The following is a 16524-nucleotide window of genomic DNA, read 5'->3' on the forward strand; positions in this document are numbered from 1 at the left end:
CGGATGATACCGTCTGGCCACACACGCAGGTTTCTGTTGCCGGACTGTTGCGCAAATCGGCGCCGGAACATGTGGGCGATTGTTTTCACTCAAAACGCCGTGCGCAGGCCATATTCCTGCGCGGTCTGGCGCAGCGCCGTCTTCCACTCGTCGGGAAGTATCCTGTCATGGATCCGCTCAAGCTCGCGCAGAAGCTCGATGTCGACACCCGGGAACAGGCCGAGCTTGCGTAGGACGCCCTCGACCGAGTCTCTTTCCATGCCCAGAACGTATTTGTCGGCCGGGATCAGCGCGCCGACAGCGCTCTTCTTGCCGTCACCCGCCCAATAGACATCGACGATTTCGCCGTCGGGGGCGAAATCACAGGCCGGCTCCATTTGGGTCAACAGATGGCTGGCGATCTTGTCGAAGACTGCCTGGTTCGAGCGGTTCGGGTTGCCCATTCAAATGCCTGCCTGGTCGTGAGCAAAGACCTGATCAGGCAGAAACATACAGGGATTGTGGCGCAGGACTGAGCGATGTTTCACAGTCGACAACAAGATTAGTAGCCCAATGGGCCCTTTGGCCACAGATTGCACTCCGGGCAAACTCTTGTCGGCCTGGAGCCGGATGATTTCAGGTGGAATCGACCTGAAATCTGAATCCGGCTCTAAATCTAAGAGATAGAGCATGATGTCGTCCGAAAACCGCTTCACACTATCATGCTCCAAAGCGCGCCTGTCCCTGCGGTCAGAGGATGAAACGCGACAGGTCGGTGTTGCGCGACAGGTCGCCGACATGCTTTTCCACATAGGCGGCATCGATGGTGACGGCGGTGCCATTGCGGTCCGGCGCGTCATAGGAAATCTCGTCCAGCACCCGCTCCATCACCGTCTGAAGGCGCCTGGCGCCGATATTCTCGACGCTGGCGTTGAGATCGACGGCGATGCCGGCGAGCGAATCGATGGCGTCGTCGGTGAAGGTCAGCTCGACGCCTTCGGTCTTCATCAGCGCTATGTATTGCTTGATCAGGCTCGCCTCGGTCTCGGTGAGGATGCGCACGAAATCCGACTTTTCTAGCGCCCGCAATTCGACGCGGATCGGCAGGCGGCCCTGCAGCTCCGGCAAAAGGTCGGACGGCTTGGACACATGGAACGCGCCGGACGCGATGAACAGGATATGGTCGGTTTTCACCGACCCATACTTGGTCGCGACCGTCGTGCCTTCGACCAGCGGCAGCAGGTCGCGCTGCACGCCTTCGCGAGAAGGACCGCCCGAAATGTCGCTCCTGGCGGCGATCTTGTCGATCTCGTCGAGGAAGACGATGCCGTCATTTTCGGCCGATTCCAGCGCCCTGCGCACCACCTCGTCCTGGTCGAGCAGCTTGTCGGACTCGTCGCTGATGAGCAGCGCGTAGGAATCGCGCACCGTCGTCTTGCGGGCCTTGGTCTTGCGACCGCCCATCGCCTTCGACAGCATGTCGTTGAGGTTGAGCACGCCGACATTGCCGCCAGGCATGCCCGGAATGTCGAAGCTGGGCATGCCGCCGGTGCCGGTGTCGGCCACTTCGATCTCGATCTCCTTGTCGTCGAGCTCGCCGTCGCGCAGCTTCTTGCGGAAACTATCGCGCGTGGCAGGGCTCGCCGTCTTGCCGACCAGCGCTTCCAATACGCGCTCCTCGGCGTTGATCTGGGCACGCGCGCCGACGTCCTCGCGCATTTTCTCGCGCGTCAAGCCGATGGCGATCTCGACGAGGTCGCGGATGATCTGCTCGACGTCACGGCCGACATAGCCGACCTCGGTGAACTTGGTTGCCTCGACCTTGACGAAGGGCGCGCCGGCAAGCCGCGCCAGGCGGCGCGAGATCTCGGTCTTGCCGACGCCGGTCGGGCCGATCATCAGGATGTTCTTCGGCATCACCTCTTCGCGCATCTGGCCTTCCAGCTGCTGGCGGCGCCAGCGGTTGCGCAAGGCGATCGCCACGGCGCGCTTGGCATCCTTCTGGCCGATGATGAAGCGGTCGAGTTCCGAAACGATTTCACGGGGAGAAAAGGTGCTCATAAGACTCAAATTCCACTTTGCCACTGCTTGATGGACTCGAACGGATGCAGCAGCATGATCACGTTGAGCGTCAGATTGTCCCGGATGAGGTAGCCCGTGCCGAGCTCGAAGATGAGCGCCAAGGCCACGATCACCCATATAGGTAGCTTTCTGGCCATCACAAATCCCAGCGCCATGAACAGCGTGTCGGACACCGAGTTGATGATCGAATCGCCGTAATAGTTGAGCGATATGGTGCCGGCGCGGTAACGGTCGATGATGAAGGGACTATTTTCCAGCAACTCCCAGCCGCCCTCAATGAGGACGGCGAAGGCCAGCCTCAGCCCGATCGGCGAACGCGGGAACAGGAACCGCGCCAGCGCATAGAACAGGAAGCCGTGGATGATATGCGAGAACGTGTACCAGTCGGCGATGTGCTGGGAATTCTCCGAACTGTTCACCACGCCATGCCAGAGCTTGACGTAGCCGCAGGTGCAGATCGGCGGATGGCCCATGAGATAGAGCACGGCGGCCTGGACGATAACCAGCGCCAGCACGAACAGCAGGCCCATGCGCCAGCTGTCTTCATAGGCCGACAGTGTCCTGTTCTCTGCGGTCATGCGCTCACTCCCCCTCGTCATCCTCGACCGCGTCGACGGCCATCAGCACGACGTCCCCATATTCGGATTTCCTGCGCCCGATCGGCCTGAAGCCGGCCTTCTCATAGGCACGGATGGCGCGGGCATTGTCTGGATGCGGATCGATGATGACGCGCGGCGCGCCTTCCTCAAAAGCTCGTCGACGAACTGGCGCACGATGGCCGAGCCATGGCCGACGCCGACGAGCTCCGGCGGACCGATCGAAAGATCGATGCCGAGCGTGCCGAAGGGCTGGTCGGCATAAGGATGATCGTCTTCCATATGCGGATCATAGCTCTGCAGATAGGCGATCGGCCTGCCGTCGAGTTCGACGATCAGCGGCTCTACCGAAACCGAGTCCATATGCTCGCGGATTTCGGCGATCTCCTTTTCCGGATCGTCCCACCATTGCGCCACATGCGGCTCTCTCAGCCAGCCGGCGATCAACGGCAGGTCTTTTGTGGTGACCGGCCGGAAATCGTAGCTATTTTCCTGGTTGACCATGATTTCATCCAAAAGCCGGTTCCCACTTTTTGGGATCATGGTCGGCTGCCTCAGGCGGCGTCGAGCGTTTCGACGACGAAATTGTTGTTGGTGTAGACGCAGATGTCGGACGCGATCTGCATCGCCTTGCGGGCGATCTCCTCGGCATCCTTGTCGGTGTCCATCAGCGCGCGGGCCGCGGCCAGCGCATAATTGCCGCCGGAGCCGATGGCCATGACGCCATCTTCCGGCTCCAGCACGTCGCCATTGCCGGTCAGCGCCAGCGACACCGACTTGTCGGCGACCAGCATCATCGCTTCCAGGCGGCGCAGATAACGGTCGGTGCGCCAATCCTTGGCGAGCTCGACGCAAGCGCGCGTCAACTGGTCCGGATACTGTTCCAGCTTGGCTTCGAGGCGTTCCAACAAGGTGAAGGCATCGGCGGTGGCGCCGGCGAAACCGGCAATGACGCTGCCGCCCTTGCCGATGCGGCGCACCTTGCGGGCGTTGCCCTTCATGATGGTCTGGCCAAGGCTGACCTGGCCGTCGCCGGCGATCACGACCTTGTTGCCCTTGCGCACGGTGACGATGGTCGTGGCGTGCATGGAAAGTTCATTCGGCATTTACGGGCTCCGATGCGCGCTATCCCTTGAAAAGGCGATTGGCGCGGTACGAGTGACTTTGATCGACCATATGTATGCATAGGGCAAGTGATTGCAAACCGCCCGATAGCGACCGGATTGGCAACTGGCAATCGCCGGATCATGCTGATAGAAGGCTTTCGTTTTCAAGCCCAAGCCCCTGGGCAAGGCAGCAAGGACAGAGCGATGCCGCGTTCCGCCGACGTCAGCCGCAAGACCAAGGAAACCGAGATCGCCGTCTCGGTTCATGTCGACGGCACCGGCAAATCCGACATTTCGACGGGTGTCGGCTTCTTCGACCATATGCTCGACCAGTTGTCGCGGCATTCGCTGATCGACATGACGGTGAAAGCCAAGGGCGATCTGCACATCGACGACCATCACACGGTCGAGGATACCGGCATCGCGATCGGCCAGGCGCTGAGCAAGGCGCTGGGCGAGCGGCGCGGCATCATGCGCTACGCCTCGATCGACCTCGCCATGGACGAGACCCTGACCAGGGCGGCGATCGACGTTTCGGGCCGACCCTTCCTGGTCTGGAATGTTTTATTCTCGTCGCCGAAGGTCGGCACGTTCGACACCGAGCTGGTGCGCGAGTTCTTCCAGGCGCTGGCGCAGAATGCCGCCATCACGCTGCATGTCACCAACCACTACGGCGCCAACAACCACCACATCGCCGAAACCTGTTTCAAGGCGGTGGCGCGGGCCTTGCGCGCGGCGCTGGAACCCGATCCGCGCCAGCCGGACGCGGTGCCTTCCACCAAGGGATCCCTGAAAGGATAGCCCTATGGCCATCTATGTCGTGATGGAGCCGCCGGCAGGCAGCGCGAAAACCGAGGAGACAGCCTTCGTGCGCGACGGCTTCACCTGGCTCGGTCTCCTGGTCGCGCCGCTTTGGCTTGCCTGGAACCGCCTGTGGATCGAGGCCGCGCTCACTTTCGTCACCATGGCGGTCCTGTCGGTGCTCGGCCAGAGACTGGGGCTGGAATGGGCAGGGTCGATGTTGTCGCTGCTCGTCTCGCTCTATGTCGGCTTCGAAGGCCAGGGCCTGCGGATTTCGGCGCTGCGCCGTCGCGGCTGGCGCGAATGGGGCGTTGTCGAGGCCAACAATCCCGGCGATGCCGAAATACGCCATGCCCTTGAGGTCGAAGGAGATGGCGACGAACCGGCGCCGCTGCCGCGCATCGTGCCCGACGCGTCGCTGGCGCGCACTGCCCAGACCGGCATGGCGCTGGGTCTGACCCACACGCCGGGACGGCCTTAAGATGCGGGTAGCGATCATCGATTACGGCTCGGGCAATCTGCGCTCGGCCACCAAGGCCTTCGAGCGCGCCGCGCACGAGGCCGGCATTGCCGCAACGATCGAGCTCACCGCCGACGCGGAACGGGTGCGCGGCGCCGATCGCATCGTGCTGCCGGGCGTCGGCGCTTATGCCGATTGCGCGGACGGCCTACACGCTGTTGCCGGCATGTGGGAAGCTGTCGAGGAGGTCGCGCTTGCCAAGGGCCGGCCCTTCCTCGGCATCTGCGTCGGCATGCAATTGATGTCCGAGCGCGGGCTGGAAAAGACGATCACCAACGGGCTCGGCTGGATCGCCGGCGACGTCAAGGAAATCCAACCCTCCGATCCGGCGCTGAAAATCCCGCAGATCGGCTGGAACACGGTCGAGCTTGTGCGCAAGCACCCGCTGTTTTCCGGCATCGAGACCGGCCCGAAAGGGCTGCATGCCTATTTCGTCCATTCCTATCATTTGGACGCCAAAAACCCCACGGAAGTGCTGGCGACGACCGACTATGGCGGTCCGGTGACCGCCTCCGTTGTCCGCGACAACCTTGCCGGCACGCAGTTCCATCCGGAAAAAAGCCAGACGCTCGGCCTGGCGCTGATCACCAACTTCCTGCGCTGGAGGCCCTGAGACATGAGCAAGAAGGGCGCCTGACCGTGATCCTGTTTCCGGCAATCGATCTCAAGGACGGTAAATGCGTGCGCCTGAAGCATGGCGACATGGCCACCGCCACCATCTACAACGATGACCCGGCCGCCCAGGCGAAAGCCTTCGAGGACCAGGGCTTCGAATGGCTGCACGTCGTCGACCTCAACGGCGCCTTCAAGGGCCAGAGCGTCAATTCGGCCGCGGTCGGCGCCATTCTCAAGGCGACGAAGAACCCGGTGCAGCTTGGCGGCGGCATCCGCACGCTGCCGCAGATCGAGGACTGGCTGGATCGCGGCCTGGCGCGCGTCATCCTGGGCACGGTCGCTGTGCGCGAGCCGGAGCTGGTGAAGCAAGCCTGCAAGGCCTTCCCGGGTAAGGTCGCCGTCGGCATCGACGCCAAGGGCGGCAAGGTCGCGGTCGAAGGCTGGGCGGAAGCCTCCGAGCTCGGCGTCGTCGAACTGGCGAAGAAATTCGAGGGCGCCGGCGTGGCGGCAATCGTCTACACCGACATCGACCGCGACGGCGTGCTGACCGGCATCAACTGGGATTCGACCATCGACCTCGCCGAGGCGGTGTCGATCCCCGTGATCGCGTCCGGCGGGCTCGCGTCGATCGCCGATATCGTGCGCATGACCATGCCCGATGCCAAAAAACTCGAGGGCGCTATCTCTGGTAGGGCGCTTTATGACGGGCGCATTGACCCGGCCGAGGCGCTGGCGATCCTGCGCGGCGAAACGGCGGAGGCAAGACCGTGAACATCTCGATCATCCTGGCCTCCTATGACAGCGGCCATTTTCATGGCGGCTGCGGCCAGGGCCCCGACGCGCTGATCTCCGGCGGGCTGGCCGAGGCGCTGAAGCTCGCCGGCCACGACGTCGAGGTGCACGACATCGGCAAGGTGGTCGAGGACGAGCAGGAGCGCGAGATCGGCACCGGCTTTGCGGTCTGCAACGCCGTTTCGGGTGAGGTCCGCATCGCGCTGGACAACAAGCGGTTTCCGATCGTTCTGGCCGGCAATTGCCTGACCGCCGCCGGCGCGGTGGCCGGCGAAGGCGCCGATGCCATCATCTGGGCCGACCAGCATGGCGATCTCAACACGCCTGAGACCACCACCACGGGCTTTCTCGACGGCATGGCGCTGGCGACCGTGCTTGGCCTGTGCTGGCGATCCATTGCAGCGCATATCCCCGGCTTCAAGGCCGTCGATGCCGCGCGTTGCGTGCTCGTCAACGCACGCGACCTGGACACGGCCGAGAGGGAGCTGCTGGAGAAATTGCCGGTCATCCGGACCGAGTGCCCGGACTGGAAGAGTGCGGTGCAAAGGCTGAAAGCCGACGGCGCCAAGCGGGTGCACATGCATGTCGACCTCGACGTCCACGACCCCGAGAAACTGCAGGCCAACCGCTACACCACGCCGGGCGGTCCGGCGCCCGAACAGGTGCGCATGGCGATGTGCGGCCTCGCCGGGCCGCTTTCGATTGCCGGGCTTACCATCTCGGCCTACGATCCGGCCTTCGACCCCAAGGGCGATGTGCCGCCGCTGGTCGGCGAGCTGGTGGTCGACCTGCTTTCGACCCTGGAAGGCAAGTGATGCTGAAGGCCCGCGTCATCCCTTGCCTCGATGTCAAGAACGGCCGCGTGGTCAAGGGCGTCAACTTCGTCGATCTCATCGATGCCGGCGACCCGGTCGAGGCGGCCAAGGCCTATGACGCGGCCGGCGCCGACGAGCTCTGCTTCCTCGACATCACCGCTTCGTCGGACAATCGCGAGACGATCTTCGATGTCGTTGCCCGCACGGCCGAGCAATGTTTCATGCCGCTCACCGTCGGCGGCGGCGTGCGCCAGGTGGCGGATATCCGTAAGCTGCTTCTGGCCGGCGCCGACAAGGTGTCGATCAACACGGCGGCGGTGAAGAACCCTGACTTTGTCGCCGAGGCCGCCGACAAATTCGGCAACCAATGCATCGTGGTTGCGATCGACGCCAAGAAAGTGTCGGCGCCCAGTGAGACCGACCGCTGGGAGATCTTCACCCATGGCGGGCGCGAGAAGACCGGCATCGACGCCGTCGACTTTGCCCGGCGCATGGTCGATCGCGGCGCCGGCGAAATTCTTTTGACCTCGATGGATCGCGACGGCACCAAGGCCGGCTATGACATCGCGCTCACCCGCGCCATCGCCGACGCGGTGCGCGTGCCGGTGATCGCTTCCGGCGGCGTCGGCACTCTTGATCACCTCGTCGAAGGCATCCGCGACGGCCATGCGGGCGCCGTGCTTGCGGCGTCGATCTTCCATTTCGGCACCTACACGATTGCGCAGGCAAAGGCGCATATGGCCAAAGCGGGTCTGCCGATGCGGCTGGACTCGGCCATGCATCAGGCTTAAAGCATGATCCCGAAAAGTGGGACCCAGTTTTCGGAAAAGATCATGCTTAAACAAACAGATAGATGACTGTTATGGCAGACTTTTCGCTCGCCGAACTGGAACAGATCATCGATCAGCGCGCCCATTCCGGCGATGCTGACTCGTGGACGGCGAAGCTGTTCGCCAAGGGCATGGACAAGGCGGCGCAGAAGCTCGGCGAAGAGGCCGTCGAGACGGTCATTGCCGCGATCAAAGGCGACAAGAAAGCCCTCGTTTCGGAAAGTGCCGATCTTCTATATCATTGGCTGGTCGTCCTCGGCATCGCGGGCATTCCGCTGCAGGACGTGCTGAAGGAACTCGAGGGCCGCACCGGTCGCTCGGGGATTGCCGAGAAAGCGTCGCGGCCGAAGGGCTGATCGCAAGAAACGGATAGAGCATGACGTCGCCCGAAAACCGCTCCACATTTTTCGGCATCATGCTCTAGGAGGGCAGGTAAAGCGATGGATCAGCTCGCTCCGACCGAGAAATATTCCCCTTATCGTTTCTTCTCGGCCGAGCAGTGGTCGAACTTCCGCGCCGACACGCCGCTGACGCTGACCGAGGACGAGATCAACCGGCTGCGCTCGCTCAACGACCCGGTCGATCTCGAAGAGGTCAAGCGCATCTACCTGTCGCTGTCGCGGCTGCTTTCGGCCCATGTCGAGGCAAGCCAATTGCTGTTTCGGCAGCGGCAGGCGTTTTTCAACGCGCAGGATGTGGTCAAGACGCCCTTCATCATCGGCATTGCCGGTTCGGTCGCGGTCGGCAAGTCGACCACGGCGCGCGTGCTGAAGGAGCTTCTTGCGCGCTGGCCGTCGAGCCCGAAAGTCGATCTCATCACCACCGACGGTTTCCTGCTGCCTAACGAGATCCTGCGCCGCGAGAACCTGATGGAGCGCAAGGGCTTTCCCGAAAGCTACGACGTCGGCGCGCTGCTGAGGTTCCTGTCCGGCATGAAGTCGGCGCAAAGCAGCGTCACGGCGCCGGTCTATTCACACCTGACCTACGACGTCATTCCGGGCGAGTTCGTCACCATCGACCGTCCCGACATCCTGATCTTCGAGGGCATCAACGTGCTGCAGCCGGGCAAGCTGCCGAGGGACGGCAAGATCGTGCCGTTCCTGTCGGACTTCTTCGACTTCGCCATCTATATCGATGCCGACGAAAAGCTGATCCACCACTGGTATATTGCCCGCTTCATGCGGTTGCGCGAGACCGCCTTCCGCAATCCGGACTCCTTCTTCCACCGCTATTCGCAGCTTTCGGAAGATGCCGCGCGGGCCATCGCCGAGGGGCTGTGGGCCAACATCAATCTGAAGAATCTGCGCGAGAACATCCTGCCGACCAGGGCGCGCGCCGACCTCATCCTGCGCAAGGGCGCCAACCATCTGGTCGAGGAAGTGGCGCTCAGGAAACTGTGACGAGCGACCGTCAAGGGCTTCAGGATGGCTGCGGCACCGTCACCCGACGCAGCGTCAGGTTGATGCGCCCGCCGTTCTTCAGGAGCGCCGACGTCGCGGGATAGATGCGATCGACGCCGTGGAAGCTCAGGCGCCCCTCGCCGCCAAGCACGACGACGTCGCCGCTCTTCAACCGGAACGATTTCGTGCCGCCGTCGCGCGTGTTCTGGCCGACACGAAACAGGCAGTCGTCGCCCAGCGACACCGACACGACGGGGGCGGCGAATTCCTGCTCATCGCGGTCCTGGTGCAGGCCCATTTTGGCATCCGCCGCGTAGAAGTTGACGAGGCAGGCTTCCGGCGGATGCGGATAGGCCGAAACCGCGCGCCACAGATCCAGCAACGCTTCGGGGATCGGCGGCCAGGGCTCGCCCGTCGTGGGATGCGTTGGCTGATAGCGGTAGCCGCGCTCCTTGTCGGTCACCCAGCCAAGCGTGCCGCAATTGGTCATGCGCACGCTCATCTCCTTGCCGGTGCGCGGCATGGAAGGCACATAGAGCGGCGCCGCCTGCACGACGCGCCTGATCTCCTCGACCAGCGCTTCCTGGGCGGGGCGCGAGATATAGCCCGGCATGTGGCGAACGCCTTTGGGCAGAACGAGCATCGGTTCTCTCTTTAAGTCAGCCTGGCATCAGCATGCCATTGCCAAAGAAAACGGCGACCCGAAAGCCGCCGCTCCTGTGCAAGTCAATTGCCAGTTCAGATTGGGCGCCAGTCAGGTGATGGCAGGAATGCGTAGGACCTGGCCTGGATAGATCTTGTCGGGATGCGTCAGCATCGGCCGGTTGGCCTCGAAGATGATATTGTTCTTGGCGCCCTGGCCCTTGCCATAGCTCTTTTCGGCGATCTTCCAGAGGTTGTCGCCCTTCTGTACCGTGTAGAATGTCGGCTCCTTGGCCGGCGCGGCCGCCTGACCGGCCTGGGGCGCGACTTGCAGTTCGTCGGCCTGGACTTTGGAGACGCCGAGCGTGTTGCCGACGGCAATCACCGCCTTCTCGAAGATCGATTGATCCTTGACGGTGCCCTTCAGCACCGCGGTGTCGCCTTGGACGACGACGTCGACGCCGTCGGTCCCCAGCTTGTGCGAATCGAGCTCCCTCTTCAGCGTATCGGCGGTTGGCGGCGCATCATCGCCACCGATACCGAGCTTCTTTCCGACGCCCTTGACGAAATCGAACATACCCATTGCTGGTCTCCTCGCTGTTGCAGGGAGGCTGAGCTTGCCACCTGCAACCCTGAATTGGAAGCCGTCGATGGCGCTTCGCCGACGGCTGGAGACGAAGAGGCCTTCGGCAGCCCCGCTAGGCCGTTCTAACGCTTTGTTTTCGTATGACTATGCACGAAAGCGGTTTTGCGGACTGATTTCAATCATTGTCGACCCGGCCGCGTAACTTCTTCACGGTCGAGCGTCCGGCCTTGGTCTTGAGGCGACGCTCCACAGCGCCCTTGGAAGGCCTGGTTTTCTTGCGCGGCGGCGGCGGCGGTTCGGCCGCCTTGGCGACCAGGGCCGTCAGCCGCGCCCGCGCATCGGCCCGGTTCTGCTCCTGCGTGCGGAAGCGCCCGGCCTCGATGACGATGACGCCGTCCTTGGTGGCGCGCTGGCCGGCAAGTTTCAGGGCGCGCGCCCGCACACGCTCGGACAGGCCGTCTGCGTTTGCCGCGTCGAAACGCAGTTGCACTGCTGTTGCGACCTTGTTGACGTTCTGGCCGCCTGGGCCTGACGAGCGGATGAAATCCTCATGCAGGTCGCCGGGGCGGATAATTGCTTCGCCTGATATGATGATGTCGTCGTCGCTGGGCATTCAGCACTCATGACGCGACAGTGGCAAAAAGAAAAGGCCCAGCGCGAGCCGGGCCTCTGGAGGAAGGAGCTTCGGTAGCGGCCGCTATTCGGCCGCTTCCTGCAGGCGCGGCGCGGCGCCCATGATGGCCGCGTCGACATGCGCCTCGAACTTCTCGAAATTGGTGGCGAACATGTTGACCAGTTTCGCGGCCTGGCGGTCATAGCCGGCCTTGTCGGCCCAGGTCGAGCGCGGATCGAGAATGGCGCTGTCGACGCCTGGAACGGCTACCGGCACCTCGAAGCCGAAATTGGCATCGGTGCGGAATTCGGCGCTGTTCAGGGAGCCGTCGAGCGCAGAGCTCAGCAAAGCGCGCGTCACCTTGATCGGCATCCGGCGTCCAGTGCCATAGGCGCCACCGGTCCAGCCGGTGTTGACCAGCCAGCAGTCGACCTTGTGCTCGGCGATCAGCTCTCGCAGCAGATTGCCGTATTCGGAGGGATGACGCGGCATGAAGGGCGCGCCGAAGCAGGTCGAGAAAGTCGCCTCGGGCTCGGTGACACCCTTTTCGGTGCCGGCGACCTTCGCCGTGTAGCCTGAAAGGAAATGATACATGGCCTGCGCCGGCGTCAACCTGGCGATCGGCGGCATCACGCCGAAGGCGTCGGCCGTCAACATGATGATGTTCTTCGGATGGCCGGCGCGACCGGTCCGCGAGGCGTTGGGGATGAAGTCCAGCGGATAGGCGCAGCGCGTGTTCTCGGTCAGGCTGCCGTCGTTGAAATCCGGCGTGCGGCCGGCGTCGAGCACGACGTTCTCCAGCACGGTGCCGAAGCGCTGCGTGGTGGCGAATATCTCCGGCTCCGCTTCGGCCGAAAGCCGGATCGTCTTGGCGTAGCAGCCGCCTTCGAAGTTGAAGATGCCGTGCGGACCCCAGCCATGCTCATCGTCGCCGATCAGCGTGCGCGATGGATCCGCGGACAACGTCGTCTTGCCGGTGCCGGACAGGCCAAAGAAGACCGCGGCATCCCCGGCAGGACCCTCATTGGCGGAGCAATGCATCGGCATCACAGCCTTTGCCGGCAACAGGTAGTTCAGCATCGTGAACACCGACTTCTTCATTTCGCCGGCATAGGACGTGCCGCCGATCAGCACTATTTTGCGGATCAGGTCGACGGCGATCACGGTTTCGGTGCGGGTGCCGTGGCGGGCGGGATCGGCGCGGAAGGACGGCAGGTCGACGATCGTCATTTCCGGCACGAAATGCTCGAGCTCGGCTGCTTGCGGGCGGATCAGAAGGTTACGGATGAACAGCGAATGCCAGGCGAATTCGGCGACGACGCGCGTCGGCAGCCGAAGATCGGCGTCGGCGCCGCCGACGAGATCCTGCACATAGAGATCCTTGTCGGCCGCATGGGCCTTGAAATCCGCCAGCAGCGTCTCGAACTGAGCCGGCGAGATCGCCTTGTTGTTGTCCCACCAGACGTGGCGTTCGGTGCCTTCGTCGCGCACGACGAACTTGTCCTTCGGCGAGCGGCCGGTGTGCTGGCCGGTTTCGGCGACCAGCGCGCCATGCGCCGTCAGCCTTGCTTCGCCGCGCCGGATCGCTTCCTCATAGAGTTCGGCGGCGCCGAAATTGTAGCGAACCGCGCCTGTGGTTTTCAGGCCGATCGCGTCAATTGCGCAGTCGGGGTTGCGTTTGCCGGCTTCCGACATCAAATTTCCTCTCTGGATTTGGCCGCATCTCGACCGGGATTTCCCGGCACCCGCGAAGGGGCTGTCCGGTTCAGAACCAGAAAAGCCGAATGATATCAAATCTTTAATCGATTTAAAAAATTTGAAAGTTGTTTAAATCGTTTATATGTGCAAAAAATCACAGAGGTTGCCCAAAGGATTGGCAGGGTTGGTTCGTCCAATCCCGAGTCGGGTGCGATGGTGTGTAGCGGCAGGCGGTCCGTGACTTCGGACGGGGCCTATGCCACATTTTGTACCCAATTTGTCCTGCAAAAGCCCCTTCTCGACGACAGAAGGGACAGCTCATGAGGGAGCCGCTTGAAATGGCAACAATCGCGCTTGTCGACGACGACCGCAATATTCTGACTTCGGTGTCGATCGCGCTCGAATCCGAGGGCTACCGCGTCGAAACCTATACGGATGGCGCCTCGGCGCTGGAAGGCCTCGCGGCGCGGCCGCCGAACCTTGCCATCCTCGACATCAAGATGCCGCGCATGGACGGCATGGAGCTGTTGCGCCGGATGCGACAGAAGTCCGACCTGCCGGTGATCTTCCTGACCTCCAAGGACGACGAGATCGACGAGCTATTCGGCCTCAAGATGGGCGCCGACGATTTCATCCGCAAACCGTTCTCGCAGCGTTTGCTGGTCGAGCGCGTGCGCGCCGTGCTGCGCCGCACCAGCGCCCGCGAGGCCGCCGCCAAGGCGCCCAGCCAGCAAGCCCGCTCGCTCGAACGCGGCCAGCTGGTGATGGACCAGGAGCGCCACACCTGCACCTGGAAGGGCGAGCCGGTGACGCTGACGGTGACGGAATTCCTCATCCTGCATTCGTTGGCGCAGCGCCCCGGCGTGGTAAAAAGCCGTGATGCGCTGATGGATTCGGCCTATGATGAACAGGTCTATGTCGACGACCGCACCATCGACAGCCACATCAAGCGGCTGCGCAAGAAGTTCAAGGCCGTCGACGACGACTTCGAGATGATCGAAACCCTTTACGGAGTCGGCTACCGGTTCCGCGAAGCATGAGTTGATCCAGATCGCCCCAACAGTGCATAGGGGCGACGACATGCACGGGAACGGACCGGGAGCTGCTAGTCGATGGCAGTGGAAGTAGAACGAAGCAGGCGAGCGGGCGCGGCAAGGCGCCCGTCGCGGATCATGCCCGCCTTCGTGTCGAGGATCACGGTGCCGATGCGCCGGTTTCTCGGCCATCACATCTTCTCCAGCCTGACGCGGCGCATCCTGTTCCTCAACATGGCTGGCCTCGCTGTGCTGGTCACCGGCATCCTTTATCTCAACACTTTTCGCGATGGGCTGATCGACGCGCGCGTCGAAAGCCTGATGACGCAGGGCGAGATCATTGCCGGTGCGATCGCCGCTTCGGCGACGGTCGAGACCGATTCGATCAGCATCGATCCGGAAAAGCTGCTCGAGCTGCAGGCCGGCGAAAGCCTTGGACCGGGCTCCGACCAGCTCGACAATCTCGACTTCCCGATCAATCCGGAGCGCGTCGCGCCGGTGCTGCGGCGCCTGATTTCGCCGACGCGCACGCGTGCCCGCATCTATGACCGCGACGCGAACCTGCTGCTCGATTCGCGCCATCTCTATTCGCGCGGCCAGATCCTGCGCTACGACCTGCCGCCGGTCGAGGACGAGCAGCCCGACCTCGTGGAACGGGTCGAGAAATTCATCTTCGACTTCTTCCGCAACAAGGACCTGCCCGTCTATCACGAGCAGCCCGGCGGCAATGGCGCGGCCTTCCCTGAAGTGGTCAAGGCGCTGACCGGCAGCCCGTCGACCATCGTGCGGGTCAGCGAGCAGGGCGAGCAGATCGTCTCCGTCGCGGTGCCGATCCAGCGCTTCCGCGCCGTGCTCGGCGTCTTGATGCTGTCCACCGAAGGCGGCGACATCGACAAGATCGTCGCAGCCGAGCGCAAGGCGATCCTGCGCGTGTTCGGTGTCGCGGCTTTGGTTACCGCCATCCTGTCGATGCTGCTGGCGTCGACCATCGCCAATCCGCTGCGTCGGCTTTCCGCCGCCGCCGTCAGGGTGCGGCGCGGCGTCAAGAGCCGCGAGGAAATCCCGGATTTCTCCGACCGCCAGGACGAGATCGGCAATTTGTCGATCGCCGTGCGCGACATGACGAATGCGCTCTACGCGAGAATCGAGGCGATCGAAAGCTTCGCGGCCGACGTCTCGCACGAGTTGAAGAACCCGCTGACCTCGTTGCGCAGCGCGGTGGAGACGCTGCCACTAGCGAAAAATGACACGTCTCGCGCGCGTCTGATGGAAATCATCCAGCATGACGTGAGGCGGCTCGACCGGCTGATCACCGACATCTCCGACGCCTCCAGGCTCGATGCCGAGCTGGCGCGCGATGACGCCGGGACCGTCGACCTGAAGAAGTTCATCACCGACCTAGTCGCCGTATCGGGCGAGGCCACGCGCAACAAGAAAGCGGTGGAGATCGAGTTCAAGGCGGCCAAGCTTTCGGCAAGCAGCAAAGGCTTTTTTGTCGTCGGGCACGATCTGCGCATCGGGCAGGTCATCACCAACCTGATCGAGAATGCACGCTCCTTCGTGCCCGATGACCATGGCCACATAGCGATCTCATTGGCCCGCGCAGGCAAGTTCAACATCGTCACCGTCGACGACAACGGGCCGGGCATCCGGGCCGAGAAGATCGACCGCATCTTCGAGCGCTTCTACACCGACCGGCCGGCCGGCGAGGCGTTCGGTCAGAATTCGGGCCTTGGGCTGTCGATCAGCCGCCAGATCGTCGAGGCGCATGGCGGCACGCTGACGGCCGAGAACATCCCCGGCACCAAGCCCGGCGAAATCAAGGGCGCGCGTTTCGTGGTGACGCTGCCGGCCGAGGGCTGATCCATTACAGACATGCCAGCCGCAAAGCCCCTGAATATCCATGGCACGGCGCTGCTGATCGGCGATCGCGGCGTGCTGATCACCGGGCCATCGGGTTCGGGCAAGACGACTTTGGCGCTGGCGCTGATCGATCATTGCCGCGCGCGCGGCCAGTTTTCCCGGCTGATTGCCGACGATCAGCTGTTTGCAACCGCTTATGACGGCCGGCTGGTGTGCGAAGCGCCTGGAACAATCGCCGGCCTCGTCGAGGTGCGCGGCATCGGACCGCGACCGCTGGCGTTCGAACGGTACGGTGTGGTCGATCTGGTCGTGCGGCTTGTCGAACCCACCCGGATGGCGCGCCTGCAGGACGAATCCTTCGAGACGATCGCCGGCTGCCGGCTGCCCAGCATCGATGCGGTCCGGCAAAATGTCGCCGCCGCGCTGCCGATGCTCATGGCGCGGTTTTCCATCGCGCCTTTTTCATGATCCGGTCCGGATTTTTTGCTGCGATGCGTCAAAATGGCCCAAGCCGCCGCAATTTTGGGCTTGTCAACCGGCCGCGCGTCGACA

General features: G+C 63.1%; 19 protein-coding genes and 1 pseudogene. 11 read left to right on the forward strand and 9 right to left on the reverse strand.

Annotated elements, in window-relative coordinates; translation table 11 throughout:
• Positions 1-89: 89 nt before the first annotated feature.
• From ACVDG8_RS18620 to hslV, 5 genes and pseudogenes are all read right to left on the reverse strand, one after another.
• Entirely contained in the window at positions 90-443 is a 354-nt protein-coding gene (locus tag ACVDG8_RS18620) for a hypothetical protein (protein ID WP_447255986.1), read from the reverse strand.
• A 286-nt stretch (positions 444-729) separates the two neighbouring features.
• Positions 730-2040 carry an ATP-dependent protease ATPase subunit HslU gene (gene hslU, locus ACVDG8_RS18625; RefSeq protein WP_447255987.1) on the reverse strand — a complete coding sequence of 437 codons (1311 nt, stop codon included), beginning with the start codon at positions 2038-2040 and terminating at the stop codon, positions 730-732.
• Between the two features lie 5 nt (positions 2041-2045).
• Positions 2046-2639 (reverse strand): DUF2585 domain-containing protein, encoded by a 594-nt coding sequence (locus tag ACVDG8_RS18630; RefSeq protein ID WP_447255988.1) that lies wholly within the window; start codon positions 2637-2639, stop codon positions 2046-2048.
• 4 nt (positions 2640-2643) lie between these two features.
• Positions 2644-3161, reverse strand: a pseudogene (locus ACVDG8_RS18635) (GNAT family N-acetyltransferase).
• A gap of 50 nt (positions 3162-3211) precedes the next feature.
• The gene (gene hslV, locus ACVDG8_RS18640; RefSeq protein WP_447255990.1) at positions 3212-3763 is read right to left on the reverse strand and encodes an ATP-dependent protease subunit HslV; all 552 of its coding nucleotides are present in this window, start codon (positions 3761-3763) and stop codon (positions 3212-3214) included.
• Positions 3764-3967: 204 nt separating this feature from the next.
• Here hslV and hisB point away from each other — a divergent pair, with 204 nt between their 5' ends.
• From hisB to coaA, 8 genes are all read left to right on the forward strand, one after another.
• Positions 3968-4564, forward strand: coding sequence for an imidazoleglycerol-phosphate dehydratase HisB (hisB, locus tag ACVDG8_RS18645; protein WP_447255991.1), 597 nt, complete (start codon positions 3968-3970; stop codon positions 4562-4564).
• A gap of 4 nt (positions 4565-4568) precedes the next feature.
• On the forward strand, positions 4569-5045 hold the full coding sequence (locus tag ACVDG8_RS18650; protein WP_447255992.1) for a DUF2628 domain-containing protein: 477 nt from the start codon (positions 4569-4571) through the stop codon (positions 5043-5045).
• A gap of 1 nt (position 5046) precedes the next feature.
• Positions 5047-5697, forward strand: coding sequence for an imidazole glycerol phosphate synthase subunit HisH (gene hisH / locus ACVDG8_RS18655; protein ID WP_447255993.1), 651 nt, complete (start codon positions 5047-5049; stop codon positions 5695-5697).
• A 26-nt stretch (positions 5698-5723) separates the two neighbouring features.
• Complete coding sequence (gene hisA / locus ACVDG8_RS18660; protein WP_447255994.1) at positions 5724-6470, forward strand: 1-(5-phosphoribosyl)-5-[(5-phosphoribosylamino)methylideneamino]imidazole-4-carboxamide isomerase; 747 nt, start codon at positions 5724-5726, stop codon at positions 6468-6470.
• The gene (locus ACVDG8_RS18665) at positions 6467-7306 is read left to right on the forward strand and encodes an arginase family protein (RefSeq protein WP_447255995.1); all 840 of its coding nucleotides are present in this window, start codon (positions 6467-6469) and stop codon (positions 7304-7306) included. The genes hisA and ACVDG8_RS18665 overlap by 4 nt, the downstream gene beginning before the upstream one ends.
• Positions 7303-8097: an imidazole glycerol phosphate synthase subunit HisF gene (gene hisF, locus ACVDG8_RS18670; protein ID WP_455707159.1), complete on the forward strand. Its 795-nt coding sequence runs from the start codon at positions 7303-7305 to the stop codon at positions 8095-8097. The genes ACVDG8_RS18665 and hisF overlap by 4 nt, the downstream gene beginning before the upstream one ends.
• 71 nt (positions 8098-8168) lie before the next feature.
• Positions 8169-8492 carry a phosphoribosyl-ATP diphosphatase gene (locus ACVDG8_RS18675; protein WP_447255996.1) on the forward strand — a complete coding sequence of 108 codons (324 nt, stop codon included), beginning with the start codon at positions 8169-8171 and terminating at the stop codon, positions 8490-8492.
• 84 nt (positions 8493-8576) lie between these two features.
• Positions 8577-9536 carry a type I pantothenate kinase gene (gene coaA, locus ACVDG8_RS18680; RefSeq protein ID WP_447255997.1) on the forward strand — a complete coding sequence of 320 codons (960 nt, stop codon included), beginning with the start codon at positions 8577-8579 and terminating at the stop codon, positions 9534-9536.
• Between the two features lie 19 nt (positions 9537-9555).
• On the opposite strand, the gene ACVDG8_RS18685 is transcribed toward coaA, so the two are convergent.
• The 4 genes from ACVDG8_RS18685 to ACVDG8_RS18700 all read right to left on the reverse strand — a co-directional run bounded on the left by ACVDG8_RS18685 (position 9556) and on the right by ACVDG8_RS18700 (position 13072).
• The gene (locus ACVDG8_RS18685) at positions 9556-10179 is read right to left on the reverse strand and encodes an alpha-ketoglutarate-dependent dioxygenase AlkB family protein (protein ID WP_447255998.1); all 624 of its coding nucleotides are present in this window, start codon (positions 10177-10179) and stop codon (positions 9556-9558) included.
• 111 nt (positions 10180-10290) lie between these two features.
• Positions 10291-10761: a peptidoglycan-binding protein LysM gene (lysM, locus tag ACVDG8_RS18690; RefSeq protein ID WP_447255999.1), complete on the reverse strand. Its 471-nt coding sequence runs from the start codon at positions 10759-10761 to the stop codon at positions 10291-10293.
• A 178-nt stretch (positions 10762-10939) separates the two neighbouring features.
• Complete coding sequence (arfB, locus tag ACVDG8_RS18695; protein ID WP_447256000.1) at positions 10940-11377, reverse strand: alternative ribosome rescue aminoacyl-tRNA hydrolase ArfB; 438 nt, start codon at positions 11375-11377, stop codon at positions 10940-10942.
• 84 nt (positions 11378-11461) lie between these two features.
• The gene (locus tag ACVDG8_RS18700) at positions 11462-13072 is read right to left on the reverse strand and encodes a phosphoenolpyruvate carboxykinase (RefSeq protein ID WP_447256001.1); all 1611 of its coding nucleotides are present in this window, start codon (positions 13070-13072) and stop codon (positions 11462-11464) included.
• A gap of 341 nt (positions 13073-13413) precedes the next feature.
• Between ACVDG8_RS18700 and ACVDG8_RS18705 the strand changes: the two genes are divergently transcribed.
• The 3 genes from ACVDG8_RS18705 (at position 13414) to ACVDG8_RS18715 (ending at position 16440) form a co-directional block, all read left to right on the forward strand.
• Complete coding sequence (locus tag ACVDG8_RS18705; RefSeq protein WP_006201274.1) at positions 13414-14115, forward strand: response regulator transcription factor; 702 nt, start codon at positions 13414-13416, stop codon at positions 14113-14115.
• Positions 14116-14187: 72 nt separating this feature from the next.
• A complete protein-coding gene (locus tag ACVDG8_RS18710) occupies positions 14188-15972 on the forward strand; it encodes a stimulus-sensing domain-containing protein (protein ID WP_447256002.1) in 1785 nt (594 codons plus the stop codon).
• A gap of 12 nt (positions 15973-15984) precedes the next feature.
• Positions 15985-16440, forward strand: a complete 456-nt coding sequence (locus tag ACVDG8_RS18715) for an HPr kinase/phosphorylase (RefSeq protein WP_447256003.1) — start codon at positions 15985-15987, stop codon at positions 16438-16440.
• The last annotated feature ends 84 nt before the right edge of the window (positions 16441-16524 follow it).

The organism is Mesorhizobium sp. ORM8.1, from assembly GCF_053005525.2.